12 protein-coding genes are annotated in these 12644 nt (G+C 47.6%); 11 read left to right on the top strand and 1 reads right to left on the bottom strand.

The annotated features are described in order from the left end of the window. Positions 1 to 98: 98 nt before the first annotated feature. The 10 genes from BHV73_RS12850 to BHV73_RS12805 all read left to right on the top strand — a co-directional run bounded on the left by BHV73_RS12850 (position 99) and on the right by BHV73_RS12805 (position 10771). Positions 99 to 1652, top strand: a complete 1554-nt coding sequence (locus BHV73_RS12850) for a PD-(D/E)XK nuclease domain-containing ATP-binding protein (protein WP_286738487.1) — start codon at positions 99 to 101, stop codon at positions 1650 to 1652. 251 nt (positions 1653 to 1903) lie between these two features. Beyond that, complete coding sequence (locus BHV73_RS12845) at positions 1904 to 3250, top strand: DEAD/DEAH box helicase (RefSeq protein ID WP_087411837.1); 1347 nt, start codon at positions 1904 to 1906, stop codon at positions 3248 to 3250. A gap of 308 nt (positions 3251 to 3558) precedes the next feature. After that, complete coding sequence (gene serC, locus BHV73_RS12840) at positions 3559 to 4626, top strand: 3-phosphoserine/phosphohydroxythreonine transaminase (protein ID WP_087411838.1); 1068 nt, start codon at positions 3559 to 3561, stop codon at positions 4624 to 4626. Positions 4627 to 4738: 112 nt separating this feature from the next. After that, positions 4739 to 5659 carry an NAD(P)-dependent oxidoreductase gene (locus BHV73_RS12835; RefSeq protein ID WP_009121197.1) on the top strand — a complete coding sequence of 307 codons (921 nt, stop codon included), beginning with the start codon at positions 4739 to 4741 and terminating at the stop codon, positions 5657 to 5659. Positions 5660 to 5681: 22 nt separating this feature from the next. After that, a complete protein-coding gene (locus BHV73_RS12830) occupies positions 5682 to 6929 on the top strand; it encodes a DUF1015 domain-containing protein (protein WP_286738486.1) in 1248 nt (415 codons plus the stop codon). A gap of 131 nt (positions 6930 to 7060) precedes the next feature. After that, entirely contained in the window at positions 7061 to 7636 is a 576-nt protein-coding gene (locus BHV73_RS12825; RefSeq protein ID WP_087412033.1) for a flavodoxin family protein, read from the top strand. 12 nt (positions 7637 to 7648) lie between these two features. After that, positions 7649 to 8053, top strand: coding sequence for a BamJ family beta-barrel-assembly machinery protein (gene bamJ, locus BHV73_RS12820; protein WP_087411840.1), 405 nt, complete (start codon positions 7649 to 7651; stop codon positions 8051 to 8053). A 66-nt stretch (positions 8054 to 8119) separates the two neighbouring features. Next, positions 8120 to 8317 (top strand): hypothetical protein, encoded by a 198-nt coding sequence (locus BHV73_RS12815; protein ID WP_009121193.1) that lies wholly within the window; start codon positions 8120 to 8122, stop codon positions 8315 to 8317. A 109-nt stretch (positions 8318 to 8426) separates the two neighbouring features. Continuing rightward, a complete protein-coding gene (locus BHV73_RS12810) occupies positions 8427 to 9758 on the top strand; it encodes an MATE family efflux transporter (RefSeq protein WP_009121192.1) in 1332 nt (443 codons plus the stop codon). Positions 9759 to 9865: 107 nt separating this feature from the next. Next, complete coding sequence (locus tag BHV73_RS12805; protein ID WP_009121190.1) at positions 9866 to 10771, top strand: DMT family transporter; 906 nt, start codon at positions 9866 to 9868, stop codon at positions 10769 to 10771. Between the two features lie 7 nt (positions 10772 to 10778). Here the strand turns inward: BHV73_RS12805 and BHV73_RS12800 are convergent, their stop codons facing one another. Then, positions 10779 to 11909: a glycerate kinase family protein gene (locus BHV73_RS12800; RefSeq protein WP_286738701.1), complete on the bottom strand. Its 1131-nt coding sequence runs from the start codon at positions 11907 to 11909 to the stop codon at positions 10779 to 10781. A gap of 129 nt (positions 11910 to 12038) precedes the next feature. On the opposite strand from BHV73_RS12800, the gene BHV73_RS12795 reads away from it, so the two are divergent. Beyond that, complete coding sequence (locus tag BHV73_RS12795) at positions 12039 to 12641, top strand: IMPACT family protein (RefSeq protein ID WP_009121188.1); 603 nt, start codon at positions 12039 to 12041, stop codon at positions 12639 to 12641. The last annotated feature ends 3 nt before the right edge of the window (positions 12642 to 12644 follow it).

The following is a 12644-nucleotide window of genomic DNA, read 5'->3' as shown; positions in this document are numbered from 1 at the left end:
CTGCGGCTCTTGCCGGAGTTTTTTTATAACCAAGTAGCGGGGCACTTCGGAAGAAATGACTATCTTTGCTTTATCGTAATCTAAAAACAGTGGACGGTATGAGCAATAAAATATATCCTATCGGAATACAGAACTTTGAGAAAATCCGCAAAGATGGATATTTCTACATCGATAAAACCGCCTGGGTTTATCAGTTGGCTAAGACAGGCAGCTACTATTTCCTCAGCCGTCCGCGTCGCTTCGGTAAAAGTCTTCTGATTTCCACCTTAGAGGCCTACTTTCAGGGGAAAAAGGAATTGTTCAAAGGATTGGCCATCGAGAAACTGGAGAAAGACTGGATACAGTATCCGATATTTCATTTGGATTTAAATATTGGTAAATATGATACTCCTGATAGCTTGGACAAAATATTGAACGACCATTTGGAACAATGGGAATCACAATATGGTACTCGTCCGTCTGAAGTAACTTTTTCTTTGCGTTTTGCCGGAATCATTAAGCGTGCTTGCCAACAGACAGGTCAGCGTGCAGTCATTCTTGTGGACGAATACGACAAACCGATGCTCCAGGCCATCGGCAACGAGGAACTGCAAAAGGAATACCGAAATACGCTGAAACCTTTCTACGGCGTACTGAAAACCATGGACGGTTGTATCAAATTGGCTTTCCTTACCGGGGTCACCAAGTTTGGCAAGGTCAGCGTATTCAGTGACTTGAATAATCTGGATGATATTTCCATGCAGGAAATGTATGTCAGACTTTGCGGAGTGACCGAGCAGGAAATCCACGATAATCTTGAAGAAGAACTTCACGAATTGGCGGATGCGCAGAAAATGACCTACGAGGAAGCCTGCGCCGAGTTGAAGCGGAGATATGACGGTTATCATTTTGTAGAGAACACTGAAGGGGTCTATAATCCTTTCAGTCTGCTGAATACTTTTAAATATAAAAAGTTCGGCAGTTACTGGTTCGAGACGGGTACGCCTACTTACTTGATAGAACTGTTGAAACGCTATCACTATGACCTGGAACACATGGCGCACGCCGAAACGTATGCCGATGTGCTGAACAGTATCTATGGGGATGAAGAGCCGTTGCCTGTAATTTTCCAGAGTGGTTATCTCACGATAAAAGGGTATGATGAAGAGTTTGGCATTTACCGTCTCGGTTTTCCGAACCGTGAGGTGGAAGAGGGATTTATCAAGTTCCTTATTCCTTATTATACACGCTTCAATAAGATTGAAGCACCGTTTGAGATACAAAGATTTGTGCAGGAGATACGTGCGGGTGAGCCCGACGCTTTCTTCCGCCGCCTGCAAAGTTTCTTTGCAGATACGCCTTACGAGCTGGTGAAGGATTTGGAGCTGCATTATCAGAATGTGCTTTTCATCGTCTTTAAGCTGGTAGGTTTTTATGTGAAAGCGGAATATCACACTTCGCAGGGCAGAATAGATTTGGTGCTGCAAACCGACAAGTATATTTATGTAATGGAATTCAAACTGAATGGCACGGCGGAAGAGGCTTTGCGGCAAATCAATGATAAACGGTATGCGTTGCCTTTTGCTGCGGATAGTCGTAAAGTGTTTAAGATAGGAGTGAACTTCAGCAATGTTACGCGTAATATTGAACGCTGGGTGGTAGAGGAACTTTAGCGGAAACCATTCCTTCTGATATTTGATGTATATCAAATGGAATTATCAAGCGCATCAAACGATATTATCAAGCATATCAAACGGAATTATCATCATAGAAAAAGATATTATCATCTTGACAAAAACATACTGTCTGTTTAAGGTAAACGCATTATCTGTTTGGGTGTAACAGATAATGCGTTTACCTTAAACAGATAGTGCGTTTTCCGCTAATCTTTTCGTATCTTTGCTCCACTAAATAAAAGAATTTTATGGAACAATCTGATATACTTCGTAACTTACGGATAGAACAGCTCACTCCGATGCAAGAGGCTGCGCAGGATGCCTATCAATCGGACAAAGACCTCGTCCTGCTGTCGCCCACGGGTTCTGGTAAGACACTGGCATTCTTGCTGCCGCTGGTACAGTCGCTCAAAGCGGGAATACAAGGCGTTCAGGCGGTGGTGCTTGTCCCTTCGCGCGAACTTGCCTTGCAGATAGAAACAGTTTTTAAGTCGATGGGTACGCCCTTTAAGGCAATGAGTTGCTACGGCGGACGTCCGGCAATGGAAGAGCACCGCACGATGAGAGGCGTTAATCCTGCCGTTATCATCGGTACGCCCGGTCGTATGAACGACCACTTGCGAAAGCGAAACTTTGATACCCGTTTCGTCACTGCGCTGGTAATAGACGAGTTCGATAAATGCCTTGAATTCGGTTTCCATGACGAAATGGCAGAGGTTATCGGGCAGTTGCCCGCCTTGAAGAAGCGCGTGCTGCTTTCGGCTACGGATGCCGAGGAAATTCCGCAATTTGCGGGAGTAGGGGGTGAAGCATCCGGTAACGCTGCATCATCGTCACGGGTCATTAAGTTGAACTTCCTTCCGGAAGAAGCCGTTTCCGAACGTCTGAATTTACAGAAAGTAATCTCACCCGAGAAAGATAAACTGGAAACGCTGTACCGCCTGCTTTGTACGCTTGGCGACCATTCTACACTGGTGTTCGTAAACTACCGCGAAAGCGTGGAACGTGTGGTTTCCTACCTGAAATCGAAGAAATTCCCTTGCGACGCTTTTCATGGCGGTATGGAACAGGACGACCGGGAACGGGCGCTTTACAAGTTCCGTAACGGCAGTTGCCCCGTTCTGGTATCTACCGACCTTGCTGCACGCGGATTGGACATTCCGGGTATCGACAATGTCGTGCACTACCACATACCCGTCAACGAAGAAGCCTTTACGCATCGTAACGGACGTACGGCACGTTGGGAAGCGTGCGGCTCGTCTTTCATTCTTCTCCATGCGGAAGAACGCCTTCCCGATTATATCCCGGAAGATATCCCCGTATTCGGGTTGCAGGAGCAGACGCCGAAACCGGCCAAACCCCGCTGGACTACCTTATATATAGGTAAAGGCAAGAAAGACAAACTGAACAAGGTGGATATCGTGGGCTTTCTATATAAGAAAGGCGGGCTGGTGCGCGAGGATGTGGGACAGGTAGACGTAAAGGAGCACTACGCTTTTGTGGCGGTTCGTCGCGGCAAGGTGAAGCAACTGCTCACGCTGTTGCGCGGAGAAAAGATAAAAGGCATGAAAACGCTGATAGAAGAAGCCCGGTAACTTCATGTTATGAAGCATGTCCGGTGATGTTATTAAGCATAGGAGAATAGTTTGTTTCTAATAATTATGCACTTTCTTTTCGGTTTTAATTCTTAGTAGAAAGTTATTTCCGTTTCTATCTTTCAGTTTACCTTTTAATAGCTTTTTTGGTAAGTATACATAACAGATTGGTGTATATTTCTTGTATATACCAATAAAAAGTAAGGTAAATGTGCTTTAAAGAAGGATTTTTATAAGGAAAGATTTGCAATACAGAAATAATTCCGTAATTTCGCCATGTCGTAAGACACAAAATAAACAAACTTCAAATGAAAAAGCATAATTTCAATGCAGGACCTTCCATTCTTCCGCGTGAGGTGATAGAGGATACAGCGAAGGCTATTTTAGATTTCAATGGATCCGGTCTCTCTCTTATGGAGATTAGCCACCGTGCTAAAGACTTCCAGCCCGTAGTGGACGAAGCCGTAGCACTGTTCAAAGAACTACTTAATATTCCCGAAGGCTATTCGGTACTGTTCCTGGGTGGTGGTGCAAGTCTGGAATTCTGCATGGTACCTTTCAACTTCCTCGAAAAGAAAGCCGCTTACCTCAATACGGGTGTGTGGGCCAAGAAAGCTATGAAAGAGGCCAAAGGTTTTGGCGAGGTTGTAGAAGTTGCCTCTTCTGCTGAAGCCACTTATACTTATATTCCGAAAGATTACACGGTACCGGCCGATGCGGATTATTTCCATATCACTACCAACAATACTATCTATGGTACGGAATTGAAAGAAGACCTGGATGTAAATGTTCCTATGGTTGCCGATATGTCATCCGATATTTTCTCCCGTCCTATCGACGTGTCTAAATATATCTGTATTTACGGTGGCGCACAGAAGAATCTGGCTCCTTCGGGCGTGACATTCGTTATCGTGAAGAATGATGCGGTAGGTAAGGTGTCCCGTTACATCCCGACCATGCTGAACTATCAGACTCACATCGACGGCGGTTCAATGTTCAATACTCCTCCGGTTGTTCCTATTTATGCGGCATTGCAGACTTTGCGCTGGATAAAGGCTCAGGGCGGTGTGAAAGAAATGGAACGTCGTGCCATCGAGAAGGCTGATATGCTGTACGCCGAGATAGACCGCAACAAGATGTTCGTGGGTACCGCCGCCAAGGAAGACCGTTCTCGCATGAATATCTGCTTCGTAATGGCTCCCGAATACAAAGAACTCGAAGCCGACTTCCTGAAATTCGCTACTGAAAAGGGTATGGTAGGTATCAAGGGACACCGTTCCGTAGGTGGCTTCCGTGCATCTTGCTACAACGCCATGCCGAAAGAAAGCGTACAGGCTTTGATAGAATGCATGCAGGAATTTGAGAAACTTCATTAACAATATTCGTTCACCACAGAGGGCGCAGAGTCCCGCAGAGATTGGATAAAAGGAGAACTCTGTGAAACTCTGTGCGACTTTGTGGTGAATCTTTTTTTAATACCATTAAATCATGAAAGTATTAGTTGCAACAGACAAACCGTTTGCAAAAGTTGCGGTAGACGGTATTCGCAAAGAGATTGAAGCGGCAGGTTATGAACTTGCTTTGCTGGAAAAATATGGCGATAAAGCAAAACTGCTGGATGCTGTGAAAGACGCCAACGCTATTATTATCCGCAGCGACATCATTGATGCCGAGGTTTTGGATGCCGCCAAAGAACTGAAAATCGTGGTACGCGCCGGTGCGGGCTATGACAATGTAGACTTGGCTGCCGCCACCGCCCACAACGTATGTGTCATGAACACTCCGGGACAGAACTCCAACGCCGTAGCCGAACTGGCTTTCGGACTTATGGTAATGGCTGTCCGCAATATGTACAACGGTACTTCCGGTACGGAACTGATGGGTAAGAAGCTGGGTATCCATGCTTACGGTAATGTCGGTCGTAATGTAGCCCGTATCGCCAAAGGTGTCGGTATGGAGATTTACGCATTCGACGCTTTCTGCCCGAAAGAAGTTATTGAGAAAGACGGTGTAAAGGCTGTGGCCTCTGCCGAGGAACTTTACTCTACTTGTGATGTCGTTTCCCTGCACATTCCCGCAACGGCGGAAACCAAGAATTCCATCAACTATGCTTTGGTGAACAAGATGCCGAAAGGCGGTTTGTTGGTGAATACCGCCCGCAAGGAAGTTATCAACGAAGCCGAACTGATTCAGCTTATGGAAGAACGCGCCGACCTGAAGTACATGACTGACATCATGCCCGCAGCCAACGAGACATTTGCCGCCAAGTTTGCCGGCCGTTATTTCTCCACACCGAAAAAGATGGGTGCGCAGACTGCCGAAGCCAATATCAATGCCGGTATTGCCGCTGCCAAGCAGATTGTAGGATTCCTGAAAGACGGTTGCGAGAAGTTTCGTGTAAATAAGTAAATAGATTAATAATCTGATAGCCATGGCTACAATTAAACCTTTTAAAGGCGTTCGCCCGCCCCAAGACTTGGTAGAGCAAGTTGCATCCCGTCCTTACGATGTACTGAACTCCGCCGAAGCCCGTGAAGAAGCGGCAGGAAACGAAAAATCCTTGTATCATATCATTAAGCCCGAGATAGATTTTCCTGAGGGCACGGATGAGCATGATGAACGTGTTTACTGGAAAGCCGCCGACAACTTCCGAATGTTTCAGGACAAAGGCTGGCTGGTACAGGACGATAAGGAAAATTACTACGTATATGCCCAGACCATGAACGGCAAGACGCAATATGGTTTGGTGGTGGGCGCATACGTGCCCGATTATATGAATGGCGTCATTAAGAAGCATGAGCTTACCCGTCGCGATAAGGAAGAAGATCGCATGAAACATGTGCGTGTGAATAATGCCAACATCGAACCTGTATTCTTCGCCTATCCCGATAATGCCACGCTGGATGCTGTCATTGCCCGTTACACGGCTCAGAAACCTGTTTATGATTTTATTGCTCCGGGTGACGGCTTCGGTCATACATTCTGGATTATCGACAAACAGGAAGATATCGATGTCATAACCAAAGAGTTCGCCAAGATGCCCGCGCTCTATATCGCAGACGGACATCACCGTAGCGCGGCCGCTGCTCTGGTTGGCGCGGAGAAAGCCAAGCAAAATCCCAATCATCGCGGAGACGAGGAGTACAACTACTTCATGGCGGTTTGTTTCCCCGCCAATCAGTTGACTATCATCGACTATAATCGTGTGGTGAAAGATTTGAACGGTATGACGCCCGAACAATTCCTGGCTGCCGTAGGTAAGAATTTCACGGTGGAAGAGAAAGGAACGGAAATTTACAAACCGACAGGCTTGCATAATTTCTCCCTTTATCTGGAAGGCAAGTGGTATAGTCTTACTGCCAAGCCGGGTACTTACAACGATAACGATCCTATCGGTGTGCTGGATGTTACCATTTCATCCAATCTGATACTGGATGAAATCCTCGGTATCAAAGACCTCCGTTCCGACAAGCGTATTGACTTCGTAGGCGGTATCCGTGGTCTGGGCGAATTGAAGAAACGGGTGGATAGCGGCGAAATGAAAGTAGCTTTGGCTCTTTATCCCGTATCCATGAAACAATTGATGGATATCGCCGATACCGGTAATATCATGCCGCCCAAGACTACTTGGTTTGAACCGAAGCTACGTTCGGGACTGGTAATTCACAAACTAGACTAATCAGATATAATCTTGAAGAATGAATAGGAAACGGAGCATTGCATTACGCGATGCTCCGTTATTTTATTGGCCGTTTTCTTTCCTGTTATATAGAAAATGCTGACCTTTGCCGAAAAGGCCGGATTATATTTATGAAGATATTAATACTCAACAGCAGTCCTCGCAAAAATGGCAACATCTCGAAGATGCTGGAAACGATGAAACAGGAAATAGAATGTTGTAATGCCGAAGCGGTCTATGTCAGAGTGCCGGAGCTGAAAGTGCGTCCTTGTATCGGCTGTATGAAATGCCGCAGTTCGTTACGGTGCTGCTTGCCGGAAGATGACGCGCAGCGGGTATTGCAAAGTATCAGGGATGCTGATGCGCTGATAATAGGCGCTCCGTGTTATTGGGGAAATATGCCCGGAGAATTAAAAGTGTTGTTCGATCGTATGGTGTACGGCATGATGGGAGAGAATTCATTGGGTATGCCTCTTGCGCTTCATAAAGGAAAGAAAGTAATTATTGTAAGTACCTGCACAACTCCTTATCCTTTTAATATTCTTTATAACCAGACACGCGGGGTAGTGAAAGCCCTCAAGGAAATATTAAAGTGGAGCGGCTTCAAAGTTGTGAAAGCCATAGAGAAGGGTGGCACCAGAAAGCATCCGGATTTGACCTCCAAAGAGATATCACATTGTAAAAGAGCTGTACATAAGTTATTATAATACTGAATCGATATGAGCAAAAAAGAAGAATACAAGCTGAAGAACGAACAGTTTCTGCAAAGCCTGCGTACCGAAGAGGGCGTAAAAGAGTTGGGCGGCGGTGTGCTTTACCGTGTGCTGGAAAACGGGCAGGGCAGTGGCGCCACTCCCCGCTTAAACAGCATTGTGTCGGTACATTATAAGGGAACGCTCATCAGCGGCAGAGAGTTTGACAACTCCTGGAAGCGTAACTGCCCGGAAGCTTTTCGGCTGAACGAAGTAATTGACGGTTGGCAGATAGCTTTGCAACGGATGCGCGTGGGTGACCACTGGATGGTCTACATTCCTTATACCGTGGGATACGGCACACGTACCAGCGGACCTATTCCGGCTTTCTCCACACTGATATTTGAAGTGAAACTATTGGGTATTGCCTGAGAGAGCGTGAACAATCCTTCTTCTTCACACGTTACATTACTTATAACTTAAACTTTAACAATAAGTATGAATCAGGAAAAGAAGAAAAAGGAGTGTGATACCTTGAACGCATCCATCTCCCCGGAACAGCCGGTAAATGAAAACGAGAAAGAAACGTTACCCGGACAGCAAATCGGGCTGTATGGAAAAGCGGATAAGAAAGATGTTCGTCAAATGGTTAAGATATTGAACCCGGACAAGCACAGCATGGAAAGCAGAGGATAACCCTCTGCTTTTTATTTTATCCCTTTATCGGGTAGGTTACACCGCTATGTTTCGTATCTTTGCGGCAAAATACGAAACGGAATACGAAAATATCGAAATACGGTAGCGAATGTTACGGAACGGAGACCTTACCCAAGGCGGCATAACGAGTACGCTGTTGCGTTTTACCTTGCCTATGATGGCAGGTTCGTTGCTGCAACAGTGTTATAATATAGCCGATACCCTTATTGTAGGACAGTGTATCGGTGCGGACGCCCTGGCGGCGGTAGGTTCGGCGTATACGCTGATGGTTTTCCTTATCTCCGTTCTTCTCGGTTTGTCCATCGGCAGCGGTACGGTATTTTCATTGCACTACGGCGCGGGAAACAGTTCTGCTTTGCGTCGCAGCATTTTTGTTTCATTCGTGCTGATAGGAGCGGTTACATTTTTGCTGAATGTGGCCGCATTTGTATGGTTAGACCCTATTCTCCGCCTGCTGCAAGTACCGCAGGACATCTACGGCATGATGCGCAGCTACTTGTGGATAATCTTTTGCGGCATTGTTTTCACATTCATCTATAATTTCTATGCGGCGCTGCTGCGTGCGGTGGGAGATTCGGTAACTCCTCTCTGGTTTCTGGCCGTCTCTGTCGTACTGAATATCGTGCTCGACCTGTTCTTTATCCTGCAATTGGGTTGGGGCATCGAGGGAGCTGCGATAGCCACAGTCATAGCGCAGGGAGCGGCTGCGGCGGGAATACTGCTCTATACCTGCAAGAAACGTCCGGAGCTGCGGCTGCATCGCGAAGACATGCACTTCGACCGTTGCAGTCTGAAAGAGATAGTCTCTTTCTCCACACTGACCTGTGTACAGCAATCGGTCATGAATTTCGGTATCCTGATGATACAAGGGCTGGTCAACAGTTTCGGTACAGCCGTTATGGCGGCCTTTGCTGCCGCCGTAAAGATAGACTCCTTCGCATATATGCCCGTACAGGAGTTCGGAAATGCTTTCTCCACTTTCATTGCGCAGAATTTCGGGGCGAAACGTTACGAACGTATTCGCCGGGGTGTTCGCAGTGCGTTTCTCACTACGGTTATCTTTTCGCTTATCGTCTCCGTAGTTGTATTCGTCTTTGCAGAACCGCTGATGCTGATTTTCGTTCATCCGAGCGAGACGGAAATCCTTGCTACCGGAGTGGAATATCTGCGTATAGAGGGTGCGTTCTACTATGGCATCGGCATCCTTTTCCTGCTTTACGGCTATTATCGCGCTATCCGCAAACCGGGGATGTCGGTCGTGCTTACGGTGATTTCGTTAGGTACCCGCGTCGTGCTTTCCTATATACTCGCCGCCATTCCTTCCATCGGGGTAACGGGCATCTGGTGGTCTATTCCCATCGGTTGGCTGCTGGCAGATGCGGTAGGAGTACTGTATTATAAAATGAAGAATGAAAAATGAAGAATTTCCTTGCGGCATACTTGCGCAGCGAAATTCTTCATTCTTCATTTTTCATTCTTCATTTAAAAGCAGTATCTTTGCGCCCGATTTTAGAAAGAGATACTGCCATGACTAATGAGCGTTTGAAAGGATTTACTTACGGAGCTATTGCCGCAGCCAGCTACGGAATGAATCCGTTGTTTGCGTTACCCTTGTATGGGGCGGGGATGAATGCGGATTCCGTCTTGTTCTACCGTTATTTTCTTGCTATTGTGATGCTGGGCGTTCTGATGAAAGTAAAGAAACAGTCCTTCGCTCTGAAAAAGACGGATATACTGCCGTTGGCGGTGATGGGGTTGCTGTTCTCTTTCTCTTCGTTGTTCCTGTTCGAGAGTTATAATTATATGGATGCGGGTATCGCGTCTACCATTTTGTTTGTCTATCCGGTGCTGGTGGCTATCATTATGGCGGTGTTCTTCCATGAGAAAGTCTCGTTCATTACGATGTTTTCCATCGCAATGGCTTTTACGGGCATCTCATTGTTGTATGAGGGGGGCGACGGCAAGACGTTGAATATGTTCGGCGTACTGCTCGTTATTCTGTCCTCGCTGACGTATGCCGTATATATAGTAGGGGTCAACCGTTCTTCCCTGAAAGACCTGCCTACGGCGAAGCTGACTTTCTATGCTTTGCTGTTCGGTGTCATCATTTACGTGGTGCGTCTGGATTTCTGTGCGGCCTTGCAGCCTGTCCCTTCTCCGGTGTTGTGGGTGAATGTCCTTTCGCTGGCTTTGTTCCCCACTATCATTTCATTGATTATGATGACGCTTTCCATTCATAGCATAGGCTCTACGCCGGCTGCCATTTTGGGAGCGTTGGAGCCTGTAACGGCTCTGTTCTTCGGGGTAGCGGTGTTCGGTGAGCAACTCACGCCGCGCATCATGCTCGGTGTATTGATGATATTGACTGCCGTAACACTAATAATCGCGGCCAAACCCTTGCTGGAGCTGGCGAAGAAGCATACCCGGCACTGACGGGCGGTTAGCGGATAATCCTGCATATCTGCTCTACGGTACGGCGGATATTCATGCGCGCGAATTCCGGTTGCATGGCTTGTTCCAAAGCGACGGGACTTGGAGTGATGGAGAATATCCCGTGAAATCCGGCACGGGTAAGAATATCCGTATCTTCTATGCCGCCCGCTATCAACACGACGGGAATATGCTGTTTTCTTGCTTCCGTCAGTATGCCGTACGGAACTTTCCCCATGACGGTTTGTCTGTCCGATTTCCCTTCTCCGGTGATAATCAAGTCGGCGTCTTTTATCTGTTCTGCAAAATTCTGCATTTCCAGCAAAAGCTGTATGCCCGGTTTCAGTTCGGCATTGAGGAATGCCGACAAACTTCCGCCCATTCCGCCGGCTGCTCCTGCTCCGGGACAGGAAGATATATCCTTACCGGTGGTTCGGAAGATGACCGCGGCCAAATGTCGCATACCTGCATCCAATGCCTCTATCATAGCCGCGTCGGCTCCTTTCTGCGGGGCGAATACGTATGCCGCTCCGTCTGTCCCGTAGAATGGGTTGCGTACATCGCAGGCGGCGGTAAAGGTACATCCTGAGAGCAGGGGATGAACGGACGAGGTGTCTATGCTATCGACCTTACCCATCATCTGTCCGCCATAGCTTGAAACATTCCCCGTTTTATCCGGGAAACGGAAACCTAATGCCCGGAGCATGCCCAATCCGGCGTCGTTCGTGGCGCTTCCGCCCAGACCGATGATGAAATGCCTGCATCCGCGTTGCAATGCGTCCCGTATCAGTTCGCCCGTTCCGAAAGTTGTTGTCTGCATCGTGTTACGCTTCTCCGGGGCGACGAGTGGAAGTCCGCTAATGGCTGCCATCTCGATGAAAGCCGTCTGCCCGTCACCGGAAATGCCGTAGCGGGCTTCGCGAAGTTCCATTAAAGGACCGTGAGCCTGCACGCTGATACTCTTTCCGTGAGTGGCGGCAATCAGGACGTCCAGCATGCCTTCGCCGCCGTCGGCTACGGGGATACGGATAACTTCACATTCCGGCAGTGCGGCGTGTACGCCTTCGGCAGCCGCCGCTTCGGCTTCCGCGGATGTAAGGCAGCCTTTGAAGGAGTCTATGGCAAGAACCGCTTTTTTCATCGGGGGATAATATGGTTTCATAAGAGGATACCCTTTTTTCGTGGGAAGATAACTTCTTTCTTCTGCAAAGATAAAGTTTTTTGATAGCTATCAAAAGGCGGATAGCGAAAAGTATAGTATCTTTGCGGCATGAGTGAAGATACGTATAAAACCATTGCCACCCCGTCCGAAGGAATTTACACCGAGAAGCGCAGCAAGTTCATCGCTATCGCCTTGCCGGTACGTACGGTTGAAGAAGTAAAGGCGCATCTGGAAACTTATCAGAAGAAATACTACGATGCCCGCCATGTGTGTTATGCCTATATGCTGGGGCACGAGCGCAAGGATTTTCGCGCCAATGACAACGGAGAGCCGTCCGGTACGGCGGGAAAACCTATCCTGGGGCAAATAAATTCGAACGAACTGACGGATATTCTGATTGTCGTAGTCCGCTATTTCGGTGGTATAAAGCTGGGTACGAGCGGACTGATAGTGGCTTATAAGGCTGCCGCCGCCGAGGCTATTGCCGCCGCTACCGTTATTGAAAAGACTGTGGACGAAACGGTGACCGTTCTCTTCGAGTATCCTTTTATGAATGATGTAATGCGCATCGTGAAGGAAGAAGAACCGGAGCTATCGGAACAGTCGTATGATATGGACTGCCGTATGACGCTTCGCATCCGCCAGTCGATGATGCCCAGGTTGAGGGCGCGTCTGGAGAAAGTGGAGACTCTACGTTTTGAGGAGGAGTAAAGT

Source organism: Bacteroides sp. 44_46 (assembly GCF_001915465.1).
GTDB lineage: Bacteria > Bacteroidota > Bacteroidia > Bacteroidales > Bacteroidaceae > Bacteroides > Bacteroides clarus.
The sequence above is the reverse complement of the archived record's forward strand: the minus strand, read 5'-3'. Positions and strand labels throughout refer to the sequence as shown.